The following is a 20,681-nucleotide window of genomic DNA, read 5'->3' on the forward strand; positions in this document are numbered from 1 at the left end:
GCCGCTTCGTTGGCCGCGCCCACACACGAATGTCGCGTCGCCGCTCGACACGGACAATCTCAACATCCGACAGCCCTAATATGCCGTCGATTCCCTGATCAGCCTTCTTCTTCATCAGACTTGTCCTTCCTATGACAAGTCTAACCCAATTTCCCTCATCCCCCGTTCACGAGGAAGAGCCGATTTCCATATTATCAATAGTTTTCTGGAAAAATGGCGGTGTCGCCATTGGCCTGTAACGCCAGATGCAATGACCCAGCTAAAGGCAGCCCGGCGTTAAGGGACCGGCAAAGTGTCGCCCCTGGGGCGCGCTTCTGACCACGATCCATTTCGCGCCCTTCCGGTCTATGCCGCTTGCGCGAGTTGGCAACTGCACGAGCTGATCGATCCCAACGCGACGATCTGATCGGCAGATAAAGGCTGTAGCTTTATATTTCACCGGAAGGGCATTTCCAATAGGCCCAGTCGCGACGGCGCATCGACCATGCAAGTGGCAAGGCGGATAGGGCGTGCGTCACCGGACTGCGCCTGAGGTCATGCAATTTCCGGCTTCAGGCGGAAGCGGCAGCTAACGCCGCCGGGCGGAAACTCGTGCGCAAAATCGGTAAAGACCGGCAGCCGCGCGAGTAGCCTTGTTCCGAGGCCGCGTCTTTGGGGTTCGGTCACTTCGGGCCCGCCGCGCTCGTTCCAGTGGAAGCGGATTCCGGATCCGTCAGCTGGATCCTCCCAGTGAATGGCAACCTGCCCCGACGGCTGCGAGAGCGCCCCATATTTCGCAGCATTGGTGCCAAGCTCGTGAACGGCGATAATCATTGGCGTGCATTGGCTCGGCGGGATGGACACGTCGGGTCCATCCAGTGTGATGCCGCCATGATCGGAAAAAGGCAGAAGCGCCTCCTTGACCAACCATGCGAGCGGGCAGGGGCCCCAGCCGGTGCGCGTGAGCAGATCCTGCGCGCGGGCGAGCGCCTGGATGCGCGGAAGCAGGCGCTCGAAGAAGGTTTCGGCGCTCTCCCCCTGCTTCTCACACTGCCGCGCCAGTGCTTCGATAAGAGCAAGATGGTTCTTCGCCCGATGCCCGAGCTCGGCGGCAAGGTTGCGTTCGCGCTCGATCGTGGCTTTCAGTTCGACGACCGAACGGCGCAGCGTTTGCGCAACCAATATCATCAACGCGGAAGCGAGACCGAACAGGGCCGCGCTTAGCAGCGTTTGCGGGCCGCTCCAATTGTTCGCGAGCCAAACCCCAGACGCGACATTCGCGAGGATCGCAGACCCGATCGCGACGATGGTTCCTGGACGCCAACCGAGAAAAACGGCTGCCAGCAACACCGCGGGGAAATAAACGAGGTAGGGAAGGCGCGCGTCGAAGAAGGGGTTCATCGCGAAGCGAAGCAGCGTCGGAATTGCCAATGCGGTGAAAACCCAGCCGAGCGTCGCTGGAACGGGCCGCGACCCTTTGAGGATCGCGCGTTTAACGAAGTCGATCCGTGTCATATCTCACCCCTGAGACAAGATCGAAATTGGTCCGTTTGAATACCACGGGCGGAGTCGTGTCAAGCGGGTGCCGACACGGTCACGCTATGATGGAAATGAAAAATAATCAGGGACCTACGGTGCTCCGGAGCCATGCCCCCATTGCCCCTCGCAGCGGTGAAGGGGCGACGTCGATGGCAGCCACCGGAGCGAAAGGTGGCACCGCGTCCGGCACCGCCGATTTCGCAGGACGCAGCTCCGACGGGACGCCAGGCCGCGAGTCCGGCGCGGGCATGCCGAGGTCAAAAGCGCAAGGCGGCACCGACGCTCACGACCCAGGGATCAAGCGTGTGACGCGTCTTGAGTACCTCCGTCCTGCCCGCGTACCAGGTGGCCGTCGGGCGCAGGATATAGCGCTTGGTGTCGAGCGAGATCGCAAATCCGCGATCGTTGAGCGGAATATCGACCCCGGCTTGAAAGGCTGCGCCCAATTTGTCGCCCATCTTTTGCCGCGTCGCGCCGAGGGCCAGCGTGGTGGCACCGGGTTTCTCGTCGATGAAGATAAAATAGCTCGGTCCTGCGCCGACATAGGGCCGCATGCCCCCTTCCTTGCCGAAATGATATTTGAAAGTGAGTGTTGCAGGAACGATGCTCGCGTCGGACACGAGCGTCGTGCCGCCGAGCGCACCGCGGCCGCTCACGTCGTGCACGGTCACCCCGGCGATGGTTTCTAGTGAGAGGGTATCAGACAGGAAATATTCGATCGCGACCGTCGGCGCGACATTGTCATCGGCCTTGGACTGGGTTCCGGCGGGAAGGCCAATCTGGTCGGTCTTGATCGCGGTAATCTTGCCATCGGGCGCTACATAGGTTGCAAAGATCTTCACCTGCACGCCGCCGGATTTCGCCGTCGCCGTGCCGGGTACCATCATCGCAGCAACAAGCGCTGCGAGGGGGAGATGGAGGGCTTTCATGGGGTTTTCTCCTCTGTTGATGGAGACCCCATGAATGCGGTACCCGATGAGGGCATTGATCAGGCCCAATTTTTTCTTTGATCTTGGTCAACGAGCCACGCGCTTTCAAGCGCCGTTGATTGTCGCGTTGCAAAACACACGCGTCGCTCGCGGAAGAGTCTTCAGGAAAAGCGGGCCAGCCGCTTGCGACAGGCCTTGCGCTCCTTGCGCTCCGTCAGAACAGCCCCGGCAGTTCGCGCTGGGCGGTCGTCGGCTTCGCGGGAACGAGCATCTCGGGGCCCGGCGCTGGGCTTGCGGTCATGCGGCTCGCCGAGGCCGAGCGTGTGTCCGCGATGCGCGCGGTGCAGCTTTGCCCCGACAGGAAGTCGATTGCCGCGCGCACCGAGGCTTCGCGCGGATCCCCGAGCGGGAAGCCGAGATCGTCGTCGGCGGCGCAGCTGTTCGGGATTTTGGAAGCGAGGCCGTTATAATAGTTCCCCTGGCCATCGGCGTTCGTGAGCGCGAAGGCGATCACGCGCATCCGGTCGTCGCACGAGGCCTTGTCGAGCGCAATCTGGCCAACCGGCTTGCCATAGGTGTCACTGCCGACCAGCGTCATGTTGGGGCCGAGATAGGGGAGCATGCTGTTGATCACCAATTCGCTCGCCGACGCTGTTGATCCCGTGCCGATGAAGGCGAGCCGGGTCGGCGCGATCGACTGAGGCTGCGCTGTGAAAAAATGCTGGCTGTTCTCGGCTGATTTTTCGGGCCGGAACTTGATCTCGTCGAACAGGTCGCTCGCGTTGCGATTGCGCCCCAATAGATCGCCGAACAGCTCGGCGACCGATACGAGTCCGCCGCCATTGTAGCGCAGGTCAATGATGATGTCGGTCACGCCTTGATCGCGGAAATTCTGGAAGGCAGCGCGAAGCTGTGCGTTCGCCGAAGTGATGAAGGTGCGCAGGTTGAGATAACCGTAGCGCCGTCCGCCCTCGGTTATGATCTTCGCGCCATAGCGGTCCGAGACAGGGTCGATGTCATACTCGGCCTTGGTGACCGTGACGTTGCGTGTCCCCGATGCATCGGTGATCCTCAGCACGCGCGTCACCCCGGCTTCGTCAGGGCCGAGTGCGTTGATCAGCCCCGCCGTGCCTTCGGCCGCGACGATACTCGCAGTCGTGCGAAGATTGCTGCTGTTCGTCCCGATTGCCGAGATCTCCGCGCCCCGGTCGATTCCGGCTGCGAGCGCCGGGGCGCCCTCATAGGCTTCGGCAATGACGATGCGCTGGGTGAACGGGTTGTAGGCAAGACGGACGCCGAAGCCGGCGCTCGACCCGCTGGCATAATAGGCATCCTCCTCGGCGATCGAAGTGATGTAGGTGAAATAACGGTCCTTGCCCTGCGCACGCGCGGGCGCGAGCAGCGCGTCGATATAGGTCTGCACGTCGCCATAGCTCGCAGGGTTGACGTTGCCGGCGACATCGCTGGGGAACAGATACCATTCGTCGATCACCGCCTTGGCAAAGGCCTGGCGCGACGAGAGACTGCAGCCGGCGGTCGGCGTCGGCGTGGGGGTCGGAGACGGCGTCGGCGTGACGGTGACGGGCGGTGCGCTGCTGCCTCCCCCGCCTCCGCCGCCGCACGATGCCAGCATCAGCGCCGCGATCGTTACCGCGGCAACGGATTTGCCCGACCCATTCATTCTTTCTCTCCCCAGTCCGGCCCGCAGCCCCTCCTCGAGCTAACGGGCGCTTTCCTCTGCCTCGGCCGCTTCGGCTGCGTCGCTGCGCCCCTTGAAGCCCTGGGCAATCACATAAAGTTCGGGCGATCCCTTGCGGCTCGCAGGCGGTTTGGCGTGCTTGACGGTCGTAAAATGCCGCTTGAGCAGTGTCAGAAGGGTCCGGTCGGCGCCGCCTGCAAAGACCTTGGCGACAAAGGCGCCGCCGGGCAGCAGGTTCTGCACCGCGAAATCAGCGGCGGTCTCGGCAAGCGCAATGGTGCGCAGATGGTCCGTTTGCGGATGTCCAACCGTGTTCGCTGCCATGTCCGAAATGACAAGGTCGGGCGCGCTGCCGAGCGCGTCGATCAGCGCAGCGGGGGCTGTGTCATCCATGAAATCCATTTCGAGGATCGCAACCCCCTCGATCGGCTCGCAGGCCAGAAGGTCGATCCCCGCCACCCGCGCGCGCGGGTTTGCCTTGCGCACAACCTGCGACCAGCCGCCGGGGGTGATCCCGAGATCCACGACCGCGCGTGATTTTTTGAGGAAGCCGAATTTCTCGTCGAGCTCGATCAGCTTGTAGGCCGCGCGCGAGCGATAACCTTCTGCCTGCGCGCGGCGGACATAGGGATCATTGAGCTGCCGCTGCAGCCAGCGCGTCGACGAGGCGGTACGCCGCCGCGCGGTCTTTACCCGCTCGTGCAGCCCGCCGCGTCCGCTTCGACCCCCGCTGCCTCCCTTGCGGCTCATTTGCGATACTCGCGGCGGATCACCGGAACGGTGCGGCTCTGTCCTGCCAGCGTACGCAAGATGCCCTCGCGAATGCCCCGGTCGGCTACCCCGATCCGCGCCGCGGGCCAGAGGTCGATGATGCTTTCAAGAATCGCGCAGCCCGCGACGACGAGGTCGGCGCGCTCGCGGCCGATGCAGCCGATCTCCGCGCGGTCGCTAAGGCTTGCTTCCGCGAGCCGGCGGCTGATTGCCCGCATCGCATCGGCAGGGACGACCAGCCCGTCGACCGCGCGCCGGTCGTAGCGCGGGAGATCGAGGAAAACGCTGGCGAGCGTCGTTACAGTGCCGCTGGTCCCGAGCAGGCGCAGCGGCTCGCCGGCGAAGCGCGACGCGCGCTGGGCGAAAGCGGCAAAGGCATCGCGCGTCACCGCGCGCATTTGGGCGTAGCTTGCCTGCCGGGCTTCGAGACTGTCCTCGGCTGGCGGGACATGTTCGGTAAGAGATACGACACCCCAGGGCACGCTGATCCAGTCTCGGATCGTAATCTCCTGGCCATCCGAATCGACATGCATCAATTCGGTCGACCCGCCGCCGATATCGAAGATCAGCGCGGGGCCGTCGCCGGGCTCCATCAGATTGTGACAGCCGAGCGCTGCGAGTCTCGCCTCTTCCGCCGCCGAGATCACATCGAGCACGATACCGGTTTCGCGCCGCACCCGACTTGCCAGTTCGTCGCAATTGGCAGCGCGGCGGCATGCTTCGGTCGCCACGGCGCGCGACAGTGTGACGTGGCGGCGGCGGAGCTTGTCGGCGCAAATGGCGAGCGCACTGACCGCGCGGTCTATTGCAGCCTCACTGATCCGCCCGCTGGAGTGCAGCCCCTCGCCAAGGCGAACGATGCGCGAAAAGGCGTCGATCACGACCAGTTCGCCATTCTGCGGCCGCGCAATCAAGAGGCGGCAGTTGTTGGTGCCGAGATCGATTGCGGCATAGCTTTTTGGTCGCGTGAACGCGGTGGGGCGGAGCCCGGGGGCACCCGTCTTTCTGTTTTTCGTCACCGCTGCACCGGTGCGCGGCGGTCGCCCTGTTGGCGCTGCCATTTGCCGCATGACTATTTTGACCTGTCTTCTCACCCGCCCGCATGGTTGCGAACGTGCACTTGGCAGCAAGATTAGGCGGGGCCGGCGATGATGGCAAGTTGGATCCCGGGGGGCGGGCGCGCAAACAAAGCCCCCCGCCGCGCGAATGCGGCCGGGGGGCAGGATGGAGTAGTTTGTTGGAGGTCGGGTCAGCCCTTAGCGGCAGCCGTCATTCCCCTTGTCGATCGCGCGGCCAGCAAGGGCGCCGATTGCGCCGCCGATGATCGTGCCGACGGTCTTGTCGCCTCGGCCCGCGATTTCATGGCCGGCAAGACCGCCTGCCACCGCGCCGATGATCGTGCCGCCGGTGCCCTTGTCGCACTGGCGATAGTGGCGGCGATCGTTTCGGTAGTTGCGGTTATTGTAATAGCGACGGTCGGCGCGGCGATCGTAGCGACGGTCATAACGACGATCGTTGCGGTCGTAGCCGGCATAATAGTTCGAATAGCCGTTGCGGTCATAATAGCCGGTCTGCGCAGCGGCGGGGGTCGCCATTCCCAGCATCGCGGTGGACATCAGGGCGGCGATGGAGAGCGTCATCATCTTTTTCATCGTCTTGCTCCTTCTTCCTTCAGTGGCCCTTCCTGGGGGCGGTGAATCGATGAGGCTGTTCTGCGCGATTCGCATTGAGCCAAGCCTGAACATCGCTGTCGGCCTTCGTTCAGCTTCGGTTGCCTGAGGTTCAGTTTTGCAAGGAGGGCATGGGCTCTTTTCTTCGGCGGCCGGCCCCTCTACGTCGACGCCAATGCGCCGCCTTCTTCCTGCCGCCCTGATCTTTGCCCTTCTCGGTCCCATGCCCGGCACAGCGATGCGCTTTCCGGTGAACGACTATAGGCAAGAGGTGACAGCGCGTCCGCTCGGCTTTGCAGAGGAGGAGACAGGGATGCTCCGCTTTGTGCGCGGCTGGCATCTCACGAGCCCGCACAGCCGCTTTGGCGGACTGTCGGCGGTCACGGTCATGGCGCCCGGCCGGTTCCAGTTCGTCTCCGACACGGGCTATTGGACGCGGCTCACCCTTCAGCCGGGTGGCGAGGTGGCGGCGGTCCACATCGCCGCGCTGCCCACACCCGACGGCCGGAAGCGCAAGAAGTCGATGATTGACGCCGAGGCGATGGTCTTTGACTCTGCGAGCGGAACGAGCCTTGTGGCGTTTGAGGGCACGAACCAGATCTGGCGCTTCGATCGGGGGCTGTCGCGGATCGAGGCGCGCACCGCTCCTGCGGCGATGCGGCGCTGGTCGGCCTATGCGGGCCCCGAGGCAATGGTCCGCCTCGCCGACGGCCGCACGATCCTGTTTTGTGAGGCGCCGGGCAAGAATGCGCGCGGATCCGAGGCGCTTGTCTTCGCCGGCGATCCCGTGACGGCGGACTCGCCGCCCGTTCGCTTTTTCTACGATGCCGAAGGCAAGGGCTCGGTCAGCGACGCCGCGCTGCTTCCCGATGGGCGAATCCTCCTCGTCCATCGCAGGCTGGGCGCCGACCCCGTGTTCACGACGATTCTCGGCGTTCTCGACCCCGCGAACATCGGCCCCGACAGGCTCGTGCGTTCGCGCGAAATCGGACGGGTGCCGAAGCGGCTTGCCGATAATTTCGAAGGCGCAGCGGTCGAGGTGCGCGATGGTCGCACCTGGCTCTGGCTTGTCTCGGACGACAATTTCAACAGCTGGCAGCGGAGCCTGCTGCTGCAATTCGAACTCGTCGGTCTGCCCGACAGCAAAAAGGCCGCGCGGTCGTCCGGCGGCCTTTTGCTTTAGCGGCTGGATGAGGCTCAGGCGGCCTTTTCGGCCAGCTTCTTCGCCACTTCCTTTTTCACCTTGCGGGCGTTTGTCGACAGCTGATCGTCGCTGGTCTTGAGCAGCCAGTTGTCGAGACCGCCGTTATGCTCGACCGAGCGCAGACCGTGGGTCGACACCCGCAGCTTCACGCCGCGGCCGAGGGCGTCCGAAAGCAGAGTCACATTCTGCAGGTTGGGCAGGAAGGTGCGCTTGGTCTTGTTGTTGGCGTGGCTGACATTGTGGCCAACCTGGCGGCCCTTGCCGGTCAGTTCGCAAATGCGCGACATGATGCTCTTCCTCGTCAAAAAATTCGGGTCGGCGTCCGGGCGCTTCCCGAAAAACGGGGAAGGGCAAGACCGGATGGGCCGGGAAAGGCGCGCGCTTATCGGCTTGCCGGGGATTCGTCAAGCGATTAGCTGTGGGAAATGTCCCCTTTTCCTATGCCCGAACCGATGCGCCGCGCGCTCGATCTTGCGCAGATCGCCGCCGACTGGGGCGAAGTGCCGGTAGGCGCGGTAGTGGTCAAGGACGGTGCGATCATTGCCGAAGGCCACAACCGCCCCCGCGAATCGCATGATCCGACGGCGCACGCCGAGATTGTCGCGATTCGGGCCGCCGCGGCAAAACTCGGCAATGAGCGCCTCGACGGCTGCGACCTTTATGTGACGCTGGAGCCGTGCGCGATGTGCGCCGGCGCGATCGCCCAAGCCCGCATCGGCCGGCTCTATTATGGGGCGGACGATCCGAAGGGGGGCGGGGTCGTCCACGGCCCGTGCCTCTTCGCGCAGCCGACCATTCACCATCGCCCGGAGATCTTCGACGGCATTGGTGCGGGCGAGGCGGCAGCGCTGCTGCGGGATTTCTTTGCGAAGCGGCGGTAAGGGTCCGCTCGATCTATCAAGACGCGAGAACCCGGATCAGGTCCGCGGACAAGAGAGATGGGCGGGCTGCTTCCCGAAAGGGGTTGCCCGAGCGGTCACTCCCTCAGCCGCCAAGCACTTCCTCCACCCACGCCGGGACGAGCACGGTGGCAGGACCATGGCGCGCTGCGTCGAACCAATAGCTCCCTTCGCTCGGCTCGAGGTTGAGCTCGAGCGTCCGCGCGCCATTTGCCCGGGCCTCGCGTACGAAGCCAGCTGCGGGATAGACGGCGCCCGATGTGCCGATCGACACGAAAAGATCGGCGCGGTTGATCGCGTGATATATCTCGTCCATCCTGTAAGGCATCTCGCCGAACCAGACGACGTCGGGACGCAGATATCCCGCCATGCCGCATGCGGGACAGCCGGGGCGGTTGATCAGCGGGCCCGTCCACGGGCTTCGCTGGTCGCACGCCGTGCACCTGGCATTGAGATGCTCGCCATGCATGTGAATCAGCCTCTTCGCGCCAGCGCGCTCGTGCAGATCGTCGACATTCTGGGTCACGATCAGCAGCTCGCCTGGCCATGCGGCATCGAGCCGGGCCAGTGCCTCGTGCGCTGCGTTTGGGGCTTTTTCCTGGATCGCGGCGCGCCGTGCGTCGTAGAAGCGATGGACGAGGTCTGGGTCGCGCACGAACGCCTCAGGAGTTGCGACGTCTTCGACGCGGTGCTCCTCCCACAGTCCGCCGGCGTCGCGGAAGGTATTGATGCCGCTTTCGGCTGAGACGCCCGCGCCGGTCAGAATGACGATATTGCGAATCGAAGACATGCGGTTCCCATATCCGCCCGCATCTCGATAAGTCGAGAGACGCTGAATGCCGCCATCCCCGGTTCGCGGCGAGGATCATTTCTGGCGTGCGTCTCGACTTCGCCCGGGGCGGGGGGCTAAAGGGGAGGAAAGAGAGGGGACGCATTATGACCAGCATCGGTATCATCGGGAGCGAGGGCCGGATGGGCGTTGCGCTTGCCGCTGCGATATCGGAGGCAGGGCAGCGCAGCTGCGGCGTGGACAAGGGCGGTAATGTCGCCAAGGTGGCGGCGGCGGCTGACGTGCTCGTCGATTTTTCGTCGCCTGGGGCGCTGGAGGCGACGCTCGATGCCTGCGTCGAGGCGAAAAGGCCGATCGTCATCGGTACGACCGGGCTTGAGGAGCGCCACCATTATCTGATCGACGATGCAGCAAAGGACATAGCCGTTCTCCAGACCGGCAACACCTCGCTCGGGGTCACCTTGCTTTCGCATCTCGTGCGCGAGGCGGCATCGCGGCTCGACCCCGAATGGGACATCGAGATCCTGGAGATGCACCACCGCAACAAGGTCGATGCGCCGAGCGGCACTGCGCTGCTCTTGGGCGAGGCGGCCGCCGCGGGCCGCGGGGTCGAGCTTTCCAAATGCTCCGAACGCGGCCGTGACGGTGTCACCGGCGCGCGCGGTCATGGCAAGATTGGCTTTGCGAGCCTGCGCGGCGGCACCGTCGCGGGAGACCATGACGTGATCTTTGCCGGTCCCGAAGAGATGATCACCCTGTCGCATCGCGCTGAAAACCGCATGATCTTTGCGCGCGGTGCGGTGAAGGCGGCGTTGTGGCTGATCCATCAGAAGCCGGGGCGTTACACCATGCCGCAGGTGCTGGGGCTATCGTGAAGACGTTGACCGGGACGGAGGTTTTCGAGTTCTTTCGCCGCCTTGCGGACCTCGATCCGGACCCGCAGACCGAGCTTGAATATGGCAATATTTATCAGTTGCTCGTCGCCGTGGTGCTCTCGGCGCAGGCGACCGACGTCGGGGTGAACAAGGCGACGCGCAAGCTGTTCGAACTGGTGAAGACGCCGCAGGAGATGCTCGATCTCGGCGAGGAGGGGCTGAAGGAGCATATCAAGACGATCGGGTTGTTCAACGCAAAGGCCAAGAATGTCATTGCGCTGTCGCAGATCCTCATTCGCGAATATGCCGGCGAGGTTCCCGCCGACCGCGACGCTCTGGTCGCGCTGCCGGGCGTCGGTCGCAAGACCGCCAATGTCGTGATGAATTCGGCTTTCGGGGCGGAGACCTTCGCGGTCGACACCCATATTTTCCGCGTCGGCAACCGCACCGGTCTTGCGCCTGGAAAAACGGTGCTCGCCGTTGAAAAGCAGCTGGAAAAGAAGGTGCCGGGTCCGTTTCGCATTGGCGCGCACCACTGGCTGATTCTTCATGGTCGCTACATCTGCAAGGCGCGCACTCCCCAGTGCTGGCGCTGCCCGGTTGCAGATCTTTGCCGCTACAAGCCCAAGACGCCAGCGCCACAGGGGAAAAGTGTATAATCTCCCAGGGGCACGCTTGGGATGCGCGGATCTTTGCCCACCTCCTACTTGTCCAAGAACCGGGCGATGAAGGGCGGCCGCGGCGGCCGTCCCTCATGAACCTCAAGCGCCGAATGCGCCATCGATCGTGTGCATCGCGCCGGTGACGAAACTCGCCTCGGGACCGGCGAGCCAGGCCACCATTCCGGCTACTTCTTCGGGACGTCCGTGGCGCTTGATCGCCATGAAGCCGTGCAACATATCGCGCATCGGACCGTCTTCAGGATTGGCATCGGTGTCGATCGGGCCCGGCTGCACGACATTGATCGTGATCCCGCGCGGTCCGAAGTCGCGCGCCAGTCCGCGCGCCATGCCCTGCAGCGCCGACTTGCTGAGCGCGTAGGAGGCCATGCCCGGGACGGGCATGCGGTCGCCGTTGACCGAACCGATCACGATGATGCGCCCCCCTTCGGGCATGTGCCGGGCAGCTTCGACCGCGGCATGATAGGGAGCGGTCACGTTGATGCGGATCAGCCGGTCTACCTCGTCGGGGTCGAGATCGAGAGCGTCGCCGAAGAGTGCGATGCCGGAATTGACGACGAGGATATCGAGCGGACCGCACTCACGTACCCGCGCAATCACTGCGTCCCGGTCGGCACTGTCGGTCGGCACGGCGGCGGCGCCGGTCTCGGCCGCGACCTCCTCAGCGGCCTCGCGCGAGCCATTGTAGGTGAAGACGACCTTTGCGCCTTCGGCCACAAAGCGGCGAACGATCGCGGCGCCGATGCCGCGGCTGCCGCCCAGAATCAGAACCGATTTGTCATGGAATGCAGACATGGGGAGAATTCCTTGCTAATTAATGTAGGGGTCACTACATAAAAGCGGGTATTCTTTCGTCAAGGCTTTTTGTAACGATGATTACAAATAGATCTTCAACGCGTGGGCGGCCGCGGCGCTTCGACCCTGACACTGCGGTTGCGGTAGCCGAGCGGCTATTTCACGCGCGGGGTTATGACGCGGTCAGCGTGTCGGACCTCACCGATGCGCTGGGGATCAATCCCCCGAGTTTTTACGCAGCCTTCGGTAGCAAGGCCGGTCTCTATGCGCGCGTGCTCGATCATTGGGGGGGCACCGGTGCCATCCCGCTCGACCAGATCCTGCGGGAGGACGTGCCGGTCGCCGATGCGCTCGCGGCCCTGCTCGAGGAGGCGGCGCGGCGCTACGCTGCCGACCCTGAGGCAGCCGGCTGCCTCGTCATTGAAGGCACGCGCTGCAATGATGCCGACGCCCGAGAAGCGGCGTGCGCGTTAAACCGCGCGGCAGAGGACAGGATCCACGATTATATCGCGGCGCGGTATCCCGCGAGCGCGGCTTCGGTGGCCGATTATGTATCCACTACCATGTCGGGGCTCTCAGCAAAAGCGCGCAACGGTCACGATCTGCCCCGCCTTCTCGCCACCGCGCGGCTTGCCGGCGGCACTCTGGCGCAGGCACTGGCTGGATGAGGTGCAAGCCGCCCGCCGATCCCCTCTTGCGAAGCGGTCGGCACGCGTCATACTTCCCGCATGCGCGATTTCACCGCTCCGTTCGCCCTTGCCGCTGCGATCCTCGCGGCAGCGCCGGTCCACGCCAAACCTGCCGACCCGGCGGCGGCGAAGAAAATCCTGATCGACAGCGTTGCGATTCCGACGGTCGAAGGTCGCGGCAAGGTGCCCGAGCTAGCAGCCTATTATGCCGGGGTGCTCAAGGCGGCCGGTTTCACCGATGCCGATATCGAGATCACGCCGATCGGCGAGACCGCGAGCTTTGCAGCGACGCTGAAGGGGAGCAGCAGCGAAAGGCCGATCCTGCTGCTTGGCCATATGGACGTGGTCGAGGCCGACGCGAAGGACTGGACGCGTGATCCTTTCGTGCCGGTGGAGGAGAATGGCTATATTTTCGGGCGCGGATCGGAGGATAACAAGTTCGATGTCGCGATGATGGTCGCGACCCTCGCGCAGCTCAAGAAGGACGGATTCAAGCCCAAGCGATCGATCATCCTCTTGCTTTCGGGCGACGAGGAAACCGCTATGGTGACGACGCAGGCGCTCGCAGCCAAATATAAGGGCGCCGAATTTGCCCTGAACGGCGATGGCGGCGGCGGGCTCATCGGCGAGGACAGCAAGCCCAAATATTACGCGCTCCAGGCGGGCGAAAAGACCTATGCCGATTTCACGCTCGAAGTGACAAATCCGGGCGGCCACAGTTCGCGCCCGTCGGACCCCAATGCGATCGTGCAGCTGGCGAATGCGCTGGCGAAGGTGGGGGCCTATCGGTTTGCCCCGCAACAAAATGAGTTGACCAAGGTGGGCATGCCGATCGTTGCCGAGCAGGTCGGCGGGGATATTGGCGGGGCGCTCAAGGCCTTTGCGGCAGACCCCGCTGATGAAAAGGCAATTGCGGCGATTCGCTCTGAGCCCGAATATGTCGGGCAGATCGGGACCACCTGCGTGCCGACGATGGTCAAGGGCGGCCATGCTGAAAATGCGCTCCCCCAACGCGCGACCGCAAATATCAACTGCCGCATCTTTCCTGGCGTGAGCGTCGAGACGGTGCGCGCCGAGCTCGAAAAAGTGATCGCAGATCCCGCGGTTGCAGTGAAGACTGATCCCGAGGCGACCGCCAGCGACGCCTCGCCGCTCCGCGCCGACGTCATGGCGGCGGTGACGAGGGCCGTGCATGCCCGCGCGCCGGACCTGCCGATCATTCCGGCGATGAGCGCGGGGGCAACCGACAGTCTCCATTTCCGCGCAGCCGGCGTGCCCAGCTACGGGGTCGCGGGCCTCTTCTCCAAGGCGAGCGACAGTTTTGCGCACGGTCTCAACGAACGTATCCCCGTCGCTGCGATCGCCCCGGCGCTTGCGCATTGGGACAGCTTGCTGCGCGACCTGTCTAAATAGCGGTGTCGCGCGTGCGCGGGACCGGAACCAAGGGTACAGGTAGCAAACAAAGGTGTCGCGATGGTGACCCCTACGGGAGGGGCTATTAGGCCCCCTTGAGGCACCATTTTTCAAGCACTTAGGCGTGTCTGGTGTCCGGCTTGTATCACAGCCCTGTTGCCATGCCAGTGGGATTTGCCACTCATTCAAATTGGCTGATATCAGTTGCCTAGGAGCCTTGTGGCACGGTGTGGACATAGCATGATCGCGGTCGCTTCATGGTTGAATGGGCAATTATATACTTGACAAAGCAGCCCATGAAACGGCATAGAATAGGGCATGACGAACATCACTGCCCCGCACTTTCACGACGAAACCAAAGCCCGTGAGCATTTGGAAGCGATCCGTTGGCCGGAAGGTCCGACCTGCCCCCATTGCGGTTCGTTCAACGCCACGCGCCTTGAAGGCAAGAAGCACCGCGCGGGCCTCGTTCAATGCAACGATTGCCGCGAACAGTTCACCGTCACCGTTGGCACCGTCTTTGAGCGTTCCAAGGTGCCGCTTCACAAATGGCTGCTCTGCAATCACCTGCTTTGCGCGTCCAAGAAGGGCATGAGCGCGAAGCAGATCGAACGTATGCTCGGCGTCACCTACAAAACCGCTTGGTTCATGTGCCACCGCATCCGCGAAGCCATGAAGGTTGATGAAACCGATGGCCCGCTTGGCGGTCCCGACGCCGTTGTCGAAGCCGATGAAACCTATGTCGGCGGCAAGGCCAAGAACCGCGCCACCCGTCGCCCCGCTCCCAAGAAGGCCGTTGTCGCCCTTGTCGAGCGTGACGGCCATGTTCGCTCGTTCCACGTCGCCAACGTCAACGCCAAGCACCTGCGCGGCCTTATCGTTACCAACGTAGATCGCCGCTCGCACCTTATGACCGACGAAAGCGTCGTTTACACCAGCGTGGGCCGCGAGTTTAACGGCCACAGCGTCGTGAACCACAGCGCCAAGGAATATGTGACCACCGGCGGCTTCAAGCACAGCAACACCGCTGAAAATTTCTTCTCCATTTTCAAGCGCGGCGTCATCGGCACCTATCACCATATGAGCGAGGCACACCTTGCCCGTTACACTGGCGAGTTTGATTTCCGCTACAACACCCGCACCATGACCGACGCCGAACGTAGCGCGGTCGCTCTGTCGCGTATCGGCGGCAAGCGCCTTACCTATCGGCGGACTGACGCAATCGCCGCCTGATTGGTTTCAGGCGCCGCGCCAGATTGGCGAGCGTCGAAAACGATGGTCGCGCTGAGTCCATCCATGTTGCGCCCCCGTCTCTGCTGACCCACAGTCGCCCCTCACTCATAACGAGTCGGGGGGTATGTGATGACTGACAAGGCATATGACGCAGCTTTCACGTTCAAGGACAACTTAGCCGCGACCGAGACGGTCGTTGACGGTGTGCATCTGATCCAGGTTCAAAACGGCATGGCGCGCGTGACCTTGACCGTAAGCCGTGGCGATCCACCTGCAAGCGGGTCGAAAAAGCCAACCGGCCAAAAGGTTGTAGCTGCCCGCCTTGTGATGCCGCTGAACGGCATGATCGAACTACACCGGCAGCTTGAGGGAATGATAAGCGGGCTTATTTCTCAGGGCGTTTTGCAGCGCGCGCCTTCTGGTGGGGCGCAGACTTTGCAGTAGGCCCGTTGCGCGCCTTGTGCGGCGTCGGCGGCGTCGCCAGCATCCGGCGAAGTGTCTCTAGCTCTTTTTGATCGGTGTCAGTCATGTCTCAGTTTAACCTAATGGACGCCCGTCTCAAACTCGAAAGGGCACGCGAACACATTCTTGATGTGGAACGTGCCGTCGAGAATCTCACCGCTCCTGAGCTTTACAAAATCTCGATCAAGCGTGATGAAGGCCCCTATCTGAGCGTTGATTTTGAGTCCCTCCATGATGAGGGCCAGTATCTTAGCACGATTATCGGCGACGCAATCGGGAACCTGCGAAGCTCCCTTGATTATCTCATGGGGGCTGTGGTTAAGCCACTTGGCGGCAACCCCGCGAAAGTAACGTTTCCCTTCGCCGACAATGAAAAAGGGTTCAAAGGCGAGGTTAGGGCACCCCCCCTTTTCCTGACCCCCGACCTTATCGCCATCTTCGATAAGATTGAGGCTTACGAAGGTGGGGCCGGTCGCAATCTTTGGGCCGTCAACAAACTGCGCAACATCGATAAGCACCGGCTGCTCGTCACCATCAACCACCTTGCTGGCATAAAGGCGAGTTGGAGGGTCGGAAGCTCCACGTTCACGGATTGCAGCATCTGGGTTGAAGCAGGCAAGCAAGGCAAAGCCATTAAAGCACCCGCAGCGAATTTCGAGTTCACAAGCGAGCCAGCACCTGTGTTCCAGGTAGTGTTCGACGAACCGTGCGTGACTTCGTTCACTGAAGTAGGCCCGTTTCTGCATCTCGCAGCGCGCGACATCGATAGCCTTCTCCAATCTTTGGAAAAAGTCTGATCTATCTAAAGTGCCAGCCTGTCCTCGAATCTCTGGCATAATGACCCTGCTTTGTCACGTATATAATTGCCGTTGAATGGCCGACGGCCCGTGTTGGTTTCACGACGAACTCCCGCCAATTTCTTCGCGGGTTGCTATCATAGCGTTTAGCATTTTTGTGCGTTGCAAAGATAAGGATAGGGAAACGCGACAGGTGATTAATCGGACAATACTGACAACTTTGGCACTGATGTCTCTAGCCATCGCCGGTCCGGCTTATTCGCAGGGTGGGAGCGCTTCAGCGACGACATCGGAGCGTGCACTTACCATCGCCGAACGTCAGGCCGCATGGTCGCAGAACAAGGCCGAGTATCGGCGGCGCGTCGCACAAGATGGTCAGGCCAGTGCGGATCGTTGGTTGGATGGACAAGCTCGTGCGATGCGCGGCGAACCGAGACCACAGCGGCAAACGCGCAAATCCAAAAAAGATTGCAAGAAGGTCCGCTGGGTCAATCGGGCAACCCCCGGCTTCGGTGGTGGACCGATGACAATGAGCCGCGTTGCCGTGTGTGCGGACTAGGGCATGAATGGGTCTATGACGGTCGACCTCGGGCGGAAATGTGCATGCGCCAAGCTAATTATTCCGCGCCCCGGCCCGGCTGATGGTGGTCTGGGCCTTGGCAAGCTGCCCCATTCGCTCGTCTGTCCTGCGCCGTTAATTCGGTGTGTGGGATTTTGCAGTTCAAGAAATATAGTGATTGTCATGCGAATTGCGGCTCTGGCTATTCTTTCGGCCATATGCTTCTCAACGAGCGCTCAAGCTCAGATCGACTGGCGTGCGCCCGGCGCGGCTGGAAAGGTGTGGGGGGACAAGATCGACGAGAATAACCGCGAAGCCCGCAACCGCACGCCGGAAGAGCGGGCGCGAGCGGATGCGGCCGATGCAGCGTGGGACGCTCCTCTGTCACAGGCCGATATTGCAGCGACACTGAAACGTAACCGGGCCGAATATGATAGGAAGCTACGGCTTGGCAAAGGCCATGCCGACAGGTGGCTGGACAGGACCGCTCGTCTGGAACGCCTTGAGCGCCAGTAATAAGGTGTCCGGCCAGCGTTCAGCAGTATGATAGCCAAGCTGTTGCTGGCCCGAATGGGGAAACGACTAAGCTGATTGCAATCAATTTCATCGGTTTCGTTACTTAGATTGTGCCGACTAATCGGCTTAAGAAATGAAATTGATTGCACAAGGTCAGTTATTCCGTGTCTTGGCCCGGCTGATAGCGATTAGGCCGATTGCACAATCACGGTCGATTAACGGCCAGCGGCAACTTTTTCGGTCAACCATTGGTCAGCAGCGCGATATCCGCGCTCGCGCATGATCTCTGCATAGCGTTGATGATGCCTTCGCATCGCAGCATGGAGCGCCTTCCCTTCGATGGGAGGGCGGTTCGATGAAGCGGCATTGGAATTGGGCGGGGTTGAGGCCCTGCCTTGTTGATGCTGGCGTATGCGAGCTTCCTGCTGCGCTTCGATATGATGGCCCACATAATCCTGCGCGGCTGCTGGAAGCGTAATCCCGGCGCTTGCGGAAGATGCCGCCAGAAGAAGCAAACTGCACCGGACCATCAATCGCACTCACCAATTCGTTGCTACGTTCGACCCCAATTCGTGTCGATATAGCTCTCACCTTTTCCGATGGAATTTCCTGACTTGCGTAGCGTTACCCGTGCTGTCGCTAACCGGAACCACGATGTTGCAATTAATTGCACGCCGTCAGAGGTGCCTTTCGTGGCCGTTTGCAGGCTCTGATAAGTAGGGATTATCGGAGGTTAGAGCCGCCCCGTCATACGGCGTCCTGCAAGCGACGCACGGGCGGTTGATCGTGCTGCCGGGCGCACCACAGATCATAGTTCGCTTGCATGGCAAGCCACGCTCGCGCTGTGCTGGCTCCTGCCTGTTCGAGCCGCACCGCGAGATCGGGGCTGATCGCCGCCTTGCCGTTCAGCACACGCGACAGGGCAACCCGCGAGATGGCGAGACGGTGAGCTGCCTCGGTGACGGACAGGCCCAGTTCGGCAATGACTTCATCGCGGAGCAGTTCGCCGGGGTGGGGAGGATTGTGCATCATTGTCATCGTTCCATGGCAATCCTGATAATCGACAAGCTCTGCGTCGGTCTCACCAAGATTGCCTGCCCGCCATTTCAAGTTTGACCCGAAGCGTGTGGTTTATTCAAAGATCGTCACAGCTCGCGCCAGAACTTCATCCATGATGGCCTGCGGCAAGGTTTCGACCTTGCGGCCATTGCGGGCGTCCAGATCAAGGACGCGGGGTTGATCGCATCGCACTACGCCGGTTGTCTTGGTGCCGGAGAGTGGGACGGCGAAACCAATGCGGCGTGCGAAATCACCGCCATTCGTGATCGGCATGATGACCGGCAAGCCGGTAGCCCGATTGAAGTCGTCGGGGGAGACGACGACAACCGGACGGTGCCCGCGTTGCTCGCGACCATGCGTGGGTTCGAGATCAACCATGTAGATGTCGCCGCGCTTCATATGAGTTCGCGGCCCACCGCAGGAGCGTCGATCCATTCCCGCTCTTCGGGCGGCATGGGCTGCGAATAGTCGGATGCAGCCAGCAACTCCGCCATGGTATAGCGGGGCCGCGTGGACGGTTCGACCACGAGCTTGCCATTGTGCACGGCCAAGCCGACGCTTGCGCCAGCGGACAGGTGCAGAACGTCGAGCAGCGCAGGGGGAACGGCAAGCATGACCGACCCTCCGACCTTGCGAAGATTTGTAGTGTGCATAGCCTTGCACCTCCATAAGTTATATTTCTATATAACATCCGGCGAGAAGGAGGTCAAAGGGTGCAATGCACCGTCCGCGCCATCTATAGCACCGTGCCTGCCGCGTTGTCGGTGAACATGTCGCCGTCACGAATATAGCGAGCCAGCATGGCGTCGCTCTTATGGCCGGTCTGCTGGCGGATTTTCCACGACGAGGCCCCGGCCATTGCGGCGCTCGTGGCAAGCCCGGCGCGGAGGGAATGACCGGAAAAGCTCGCAGGATCGAAGCCGGCCGCCTCCACGCGGCGTTTGATGATGGTGGCGACGGCATCCCCGGAGAGGCGATCGGGGGCGATACGTCCGTGCCGGTCGATGCTGCGGAAGATCGGACCTTGTTCGATCCCGGCATGGGTGAGCCAGTCGGTGAGGTGACGGACAGGGCACCAGCGCGTGCGTCCATGCGGGATAGCGATCTTGCGGCCTTGCCCGGTCTGGTCGGTCTTGGATCGGCGCAGATGCAGCACGATGCCCCGCCCGACAGGCTCAACATCGCTACAGTCGAACCCGACCAGTTCGGAGCGACGGAACGCCCCGGCGAACCCGATCAACAGCAGCGCCTTGTCCCGCATCTCGATAGGACGGTCGCCCATGCGCTCAAGCACCGCGAACAGGTCGTCGCGCTGCAACGCCTGCGCTTCGCGCTGGGCCATACCCTTGGTCCGGCGTATCCCCTGCATTGTCGCCCTGACGATCTCGGATCGGTAAGGATCATCGAAGCCCGAGGCCCGGTGCGCCTTTGCGATGGCAGCTACTCGACGCTGGATCGTGGTGACGGCATGGGTCTCGGCCAGAGTGGCAAGATATTCCGCGATGCTCTGCGGGGAGCATGGAATGTCCCGGCCTGATGCCCGAAAATGCGCCAGATCAGCCGCGTAGGCGCGCTGGGTGCCAGCGGATAGGGATGAGGATAGGAAGCGGCGCACCGGGCGTCCTCCAATGTGCGGCGGCGGCGCGCTTCCTTGGGGCTGTCAGTGCCCAGCGCACGGCGAACAAACTTCTTGCCGACTATATCGACAAGGTGGAGCGGCACGCGCCGATGATAGTGGTAGGTGTCGCCGCGCTTCAGCAGCCGTTGCATATCAGCCATCTTTTCCATGCCTCTTTGTATCACAGAATTGTGACCAGTGGGCACGTCTAAATGTCTGAAATCCGCCGTTCCTGCCCATTTCTGGGACATTTGGCGGGTTATGGTGACCCCTACGGGACTCGAACCCGTGTTTCAGCCGTGAGAGGGCCGCGTCCTAGACCGCTAGACGAAGGGGCCGTATCGACGATCGAGATGGTGACCCCTACGGGACTCGAACCCGTGTTTCAGCCGTGAAAGGGCCGCGTCCTAGACCGCTAGACGAAGGGGCCGTCGATCGGTGAAGCGGCGCCTTAGACGGGCGCGCACCCGTGGTCAAGCGCGGGGTCTGCCCTCGGCGCAAAAAT

24 protein-coding genes and 2 tRNA genes are annotated in these 20,681 nt (G+C 62.3%); 10 read left to right on the forward strand and 16 right to left on the reverse strand.

What is annotated here, in order from left to right; genetic code table 11:
* Positions 1 to 534 precede the first annotated feature (534 nt).
* The 6 genes from B5X69_RS16610 to B5X69_RS16635 all read right to left on the reverse strand — a co-directional run bounded on the left by B5X69_RS16610 (position 535) and on the right by B5X69_RS16635 (position 6,569).
* Positions 535 to 1,494 (reverse strand): sensor histidine kinase, encoded by a 960-nt coding sequence (locus tag B5X69_RS16610; protein ID WP_079639720.1) that lies wholly within the window; start codon positions 1,492 to 1,494, stop codon positions 535 to 537.
* 281 nt (positions 1,495 to 1,775) lie between these two features.
* A complete protein-coding gene (locus tag B5X69_RS16615; RefSeq protein ID WP_079639721.1) occupies positions 1,776 to 2,447 on the reverse strand; it encodes an OmpW/AlkL family protein in 672 nt (223 codons plus the stop codon).
* A gap of 214 nt (positions 2,448 to 2,661) precedes the next feature.
* Positions 2,662 to 4,128, reverse strand: coding sequence for a S41 family peptidase (locus B5X69_RS16620; RefSeq protein ID WP_079639722.1), 1,467 nt, complete (start codon positions 4,126 to 4,128; stop codon positions 2,662 to 2,664).
* A 39-nt stretch (positions 4,129 to 4,167) separates the two neighbouring features.
* Positions 4,168 to 4,896 carry an RlmE family RNA methyltransferase gene (locus tag B5X69_RS16625; RefSeq protein WP_079639723.1) on the reverse strand — a complete coding sequence of 243 codons (729 nt, stop codon included), beginning with the start codon at positions 4,894 to 4,896 and terminating at the stop codon, positions 4,168 to 4,170.
* Positions 4,893 to 5,987 carry a Ppx/GppA phosphatase family protein gene (locus tag B5X69_RS16630; protein WP_079639724.1) on the reverse strand — a complete coding sequence of 365 codons (1,095 nt, stop codon included), beginning with the start codon at positions 5,985 to 5,987 and terminating at the stop codon, positions 4,893 to 4,895. Before B5X69_RS16630 ends, B5X69_RS16625 begins: the two co-directional genes overlap by 4 nt.
* Positions 5,988 to 6,173: 186 nt before the next feature.
* Positions 6,174 to 6,569 carry a glycine zipper 2TM domain-containing protein gene (locus tag B5X69_RS16635; RefSeq protein ID WP_079639725.1) on the reverse strand — a complete coding sequence of 132 codons (396 nt, stop codon included), beginning with the start codon at positions 6,567 to 6,569 and terminating at the stop codon, positions 6,174 to 6,176.
* Positions 6,570 to 6,762: 193 nt separating this feature from the next.
* On the opposite strand from B5X69_RS16635, the gene B5X69_RS16640 reads away from it, so the two are divergent.
* Positions 6,763 to 7,770: an esterase-like activity of phytase family protein gene (locus B5X69_RS16640; RefSeq protein ID WP_079639726.1), complete on the forward strand. Its 1,008-nt coding sequence runs from the start codon at positions 6,763 to 6,765 to the stop codon at positions 7,768 to 7,770.
* Positions 7,771 to 7,784: 14 nt separating this feature from the next.
* Here the strand turns inward: B5X69_RS16640 and rpmB are convergent, their stop codons facing one another.
* Positions 7,785 to 8,078: a 50S ribosomal protein L28 gene (gene rpmB / locus B5X69_RS16645; protein ID WP_079639727.1), complete on the reverse strand. Its 294-nt coding sequence runs from the start codon at positions 8,076 to 8,078 to the stop codon at positions 7,785 to 7,787.
* A 138-nt stretch (positions 8,079 to 8,216) separates the two neighbouring features.
* Here rpmB and tadA point away from each other — a divergent pair, with 138 nt between their 5' ends.
* Positions 8,217 to 8,672, forward strand: a complete 456-nt coding sequence (gene tadA / locus B5X69_RS16650) for a tRNA adenosine(34) deaminase TadA (RefSeq protein ID WP_079639728.1) — start codon at positions 8,217 to 8,219, stop codon at positions 8,670 to 8,672.
* Positions 8,673 to 8,775: 103 nt separating this feature from the next.
* Here tadA and B5X69_RS16655 read toward each other — a convergent pair whose 3' ends face one another.
* A complete protein-coding gene (locus B5X69_RS16655) occupies positions 8,776 to 9,480 on the reverse strand; it encodes an NAD-dependent deacylase (protein ID WP_079639729.1) in 705 nt (234 codons plus the stop codon).
* 146 nt (positions 9,481 to 9,626) lie between these two features.
* On the opposite strand from B5X69_RS16655, the gene dapB reads away from it, so the two are divergent.
* Both dapB and nth read left to right on the forward strand, forming a co-directional pair.
* A complete protein-coding gene (dapB, locus tag B5X69_RS16660; protein WP_079639730.1) occupies positions 9,627 to 10,355 on the forward strand; it encodes a 4-hydroxy-tetrahydrodipicolinate reductase in 729 nt (242 codons plus the stop codon).
* Positions 10,356 to 10,360: 5 nt separating this feature from the next.
* Complete coding sequence (nth, locus tag B5X69_RS16665) at positions 10,361 to 11,014, forward strand: endonuclease III (RefSeq protein ID WP_079639759.1); 654 nt, start codon at positions 10,361 to 10,363, stop codon at positions 11,012 to 11,014.
* A 102-nt stretch (positions 11,015 to 11,116) separates the two neighbouring features.
* Here nth and bdcA read toward each other — a convergent pair whose 3' ends face one another.
* Positions 11,117 to 11,830: an SDR family oxidoreductase gene (bdcA, locus tag B5X69_RS16670; protein WP_079639731.1), complete on the reverse strand. Its 714-nt coding sequence runs from the start codon at positions 11,828 to 11,830 to the stop codon at positions 11,117 to 11,119.
* A gap of 77 nt (positions 11,831 to 11,907) precedes the next feature.
* Here bdcA and B5X69_RS16675 point away from each other — a divergent pair, with 77 nt between their 5' ends.
* The 6 genes from B5X69_RS16675 (at position 11,908) to B5X69_RS16700 (ending at position 17,499) form a co-directional block, all read left to right on the forward strand.
* Positions 11,908 to 12,498, forward strand: a complete 591-nt coding sequence (locus tag B5X69_RS16675) for a TetR/AcrR family transcriptional regulator (protein WP_079639732.1) — start codon at positions 11,908 to 11,910, stop codon at positions 12,496 to 12,498.
* 60 nt (positions 12,499 to 12,558) lie between these two features.
* On the forward strand, positions 12,559 to 13,932 hold the full coding sequence (locus B5X69_RS16680) for a M20/M25/M40 family metallo-hydrolase (RefSeq protein ID WP_079639733.1): 1,374 nt from the start codon (positions 12,559 to 12,561) through the stop codon (positions 13,930 to 13,932).
* Positions 13,933 to 14,250: 318 nt separating this feature from the next.
* On the forward strand, positions 14,251 to 15,165 hold the full coding sequence (locus B5X69_RS16685; RefSeq protein WP_079639734.1) for an IS1595 family transposase: 915 nt from the start codon (positions 14,251 to 14,253) through the stop codon (positions 15,163 to 15,165).
* 129 nt (positions 15,166 to 15,294) lie between these two features.
* Positions 15,295 to 15,609: a hypothetical protein gene (locus B5X69_RS16690; RefSeq protein WP_079639735.1), complete on the forward strand. Its 315-nt coding sequence runs from the start codon at positions 15,295 to 15,297 to the stop codon at positions 15,607 to 15,609.
* Positions 15,610 to 15,692: 83 nt separating this feature from the next.
* On the forward strand, positions 15,693 to 16,424 hold the full coding sequence (locus B5X69_RS16695) for a hypothetical protein (RefSeq protein ID WP_139375838.1): 732 nt from the start codon (positions 15,693 to 15,695) through the stop codon (positions 16,422 to 16,424).
* Positions 16,425 to 16,998: 574 nt separating this feature from the next.
* Positions 16,999 to 17,499 (forward strand): hypothetical protein, encoded by a 501-nt coding sequence (locus B5X69_RS16700; RefSeq protein ID WP_139375839.1) that lies wholly within the window; start codon positions 16,999 to 17,001, stop codon positions 17,497 to 17,499.
* Positions 17,500 to 18,246: 747 nt separating this feature from the next.
* Here the strand turns inward: B5X69_RS16700 and B5X69_RS16710 are convergent.
* From B5X69_RS16710 to B5X69_RS16740, 7 genes are all read right to left on the reverse strand, one after another.
* Positions 18,247 to 18,609, reverse strand: coding sequence for a HigA family addiction module antitoxin (locus B5X69_RS16710; RefSeq protein ID WP_245798782.1), 363 nt, complete (start codon positions 18,607 to 18,609; stop codon positions 18,247 to 18,249).
* 21 nt (positions 18,610 to 18,630) lie between these two features.
* Positions 18,631 to 18,957 carry a type II toxin-antitoxin system PemK/MazF family toxin gene (locus B5X69_RS16715; RefSeq protein ID WP_079639739.1) on the reverse strand — a complete coding sequence of 109 codons (327 nt, stop codon included), beginning with the start codon at positions 18,955 to 18,957 and terminating at the stop codon, positions 18,631 to 18,633.
* A complete protein-coding gene (locus tag B5X69_RS16720) occupies positions 18,954 to 19,211 on the reverse strand; it encodes an AbrB/MazE/SpoVT family DNA-binding domain-containing protein (protein WP_079639740.1) in 258 nt (85 codons plus the stop codon). The genes B5X69_RS16715 and B5X69_RS16720 overlap by 4 nt, the downstream gene beginning before the upstream one ends.
* Positions 19,212 to 19,294: 83 nt before the next feature.
* A complete protein-coding gene (locus B5X69_RS16725; RefSeq protein ID WP_245798783.1) occupies positions 19,295 to 19,900 on the reverse strand; it encodes a site-specific integrase in 606 nt (201 codons plus the stop codon).
* 98 nt (positions 19,901 to 19,998) lie between these two features.
* Positions 19,999 to 20,427, reverse strand: coding sequence for a DUF6538 domain-containing protein (locus B5X69_RS22475; RefSeq protein ID WP_425441522.1), 429 nt, complete (start codon positions 20,425 to 20,427; stop codon positions 19,999 to 20,001).
* Between the two features lie 11 nt (positions 20,428 to 20,438).
* Positions 20,439 to 20,514, reverse strand: a tRNA-Glu gene (locus tag B5X69_RS16735).
* Positions 20,515 to 20,530: 16 nt separating this feature from the next.
* Positions 20,531 to 20,606 (reverse strand) — tRNA-Glu (locus tag B5X69_RS16740).
* Between the last annotated feature and the right edge of the window lie 75 nt (positions 20,607 to 20,681).

The sequence above is a fragment of the Sphingopyxis flava genome (assembly GCF_900168005.1).
Lineage (GTDB): Bacteria > Pseudomonadota > Alphaproteobacteria > Sphingomonadales > Sphingomonadaceae > Sphingopyxis > Sphingopyxis flava.

Excerpts from the sequence above, each read along its gene's own strand:
- B5X69_RS16610 (WP_079639720.1), bottom strand. The coding sequence starts at position 1,494 with ATGACACGGATCGACTTCGTTAAACGCGCGATCCTCAAAGGGTCGCGG.
- B5X69_RS16615 (WP_079639721.1), bottom strand. The coding sequence starts at position 2,447 with ATGAAAGCCCTCCATCTCCCCCTCGCAGCGCTTGTTGCTGCGATGATG.
- B5X69_RS16620 (WP_079639722.1), bottom strand. The coding sequence starts at position 4,128 with ATGAATGGGTCGGGCAAATCCGTTGCCGCGGTAACGATCGCGGCGCTG.
- B5X69_RS16625 (WP_079639723.1), bottom strand. The coding sequence starts at position 4,896 with ATGAGCCGCAAGGGAGGCAGCGGGGGTCGAAGCGGACGCGGCGGGCTG.
- B5X69_RS16630 (WP_079639724.1), bottom strand. The coding sequence starts at position 5,987 with ATGCGGCAAATGGCAGCGCCAACAGGGCGACCGCCGCGCACCGGTGCA.
- B5X69_RS16635 (WP_079639725.1), bottom strand. The coding sequence starts at position 6,569 with ATGAAAAAGATGATGACGCTCTCCATCGCCGCCCTGATGTCCACCGCG.
- B5X69_RS16640 (WP_079639726.1), top strand. The coding sequence starts at position 6,763 with ATGCGCCGCCTTCTTCCTGCCGCCCTGATCTTTGCCCTTCTCGGTCCC.
- rpmB (WP_079639727.1), bottom strand. The coding sequence starts at position 8,078 with ATGTCGCGCATTTGCGAACTGACCGGCAAGGGCCGCCAGGTTGGCCAC.
- tadA (WP_079639728.1), top strand. The coding sequence starts at position 8,217 with ATGTCCCCTTTTCCTATGCCCGAACCGATGCGCCGCGCGCTCGATCTT.
- B5X69_RS16655 (WP_079639729.1), bottom strand. The coding sequence starts at position 9,480 with ATGTCTTCGATTCGCAATATCGTCATTCTGACCGGCGCGGGCGTCTCA.
- dapB (WP_079639730.1), top strand. The coding sequence starts at position 9,627 with ATGACCAGCATCGGTATCATCGGGAGCGAGGGCCGGATGGGCGTTGCG.
- bdcA (WP_079639731.1), bottom strand. The coding sequence starts at position 11,830 with ATGTCTGCATTCCATGACAAATCGGTTCTGATTCTGGGCGGCAGCCGC.
- B5X69_RS16675 (WP_079639732.1), top strand. The coding sequence starts at position 11,908 with ATGATTACAAATAGATCTTCAACGCGTGGGCGGCCGCGGCGCTTCGAC.
- B5X69_RS16680 (WP_079639733.1), top strand. The coding sequence starts at position 12,559 with ATGCGCGATTTCACCGCTCCGTTCGCCCTTGCCGCTGCGATCCTCGCG.
- B5X69_RS16685 (WP_079639734.1), top strand. The coding sequence starts at position 14,251 with ATGACGAACATCACTGCCCCGCACTTTCACGACGAAACCAAAGCCCGT.
- B5X69_RS16690 (WP_079639735.1), top strand. The coding sequence starts at position 15,295 with ATGACTGACAAGGCATATGACGCAGCTTTCACGTTCAAGGACAACTTA.
- B5X69_RS16695 (WP_139375838.1), top strand. The coding sequence starts at position 15,693 with ATGTCTCAGTTTAACCTAATGGACGCCCGTCTCAAACTCGAAAGGGCA.
- B5X69_RS16700 (WP_139375839.1), top strand. The coding sequence starts at position 16,999 with ATGACGGTCGACCTCGGGCGGAAATGTGCATGCGCCAAGCTAATTATT.
- B5X69_RS16715 (WP_079639739.1), bottom strand. The coding sequence starts at position 18,957 with ATGAAGCGCGGCGACATCTACATGGTTGATCTCGAACCCACGCATGGT.
- B5X69_RS16720 (WP_079639740.1), bottom strand. The coding sequence starts at position 19,211 with ATGCACACTACAAATCTTCGCAAGGTCGGAGGGTCGGTCATGCTTGCC.
- B5X69_RS16725 (WP_245798783.1), bottom strand. The coding sequence starts at position 19,900 with ATGGCCCAGCGCGAAGCGCAGGCGTTGCAGCGCGACGACCTGTTCGCG.
- B5X69_RS22475 (WP_425441522.1), bottom strand. The coding sequence starts at position 20,427 with ATGTCCCAGAAATGGGCAGGAACGGCGGATTTCAGACATTTAGACGTG.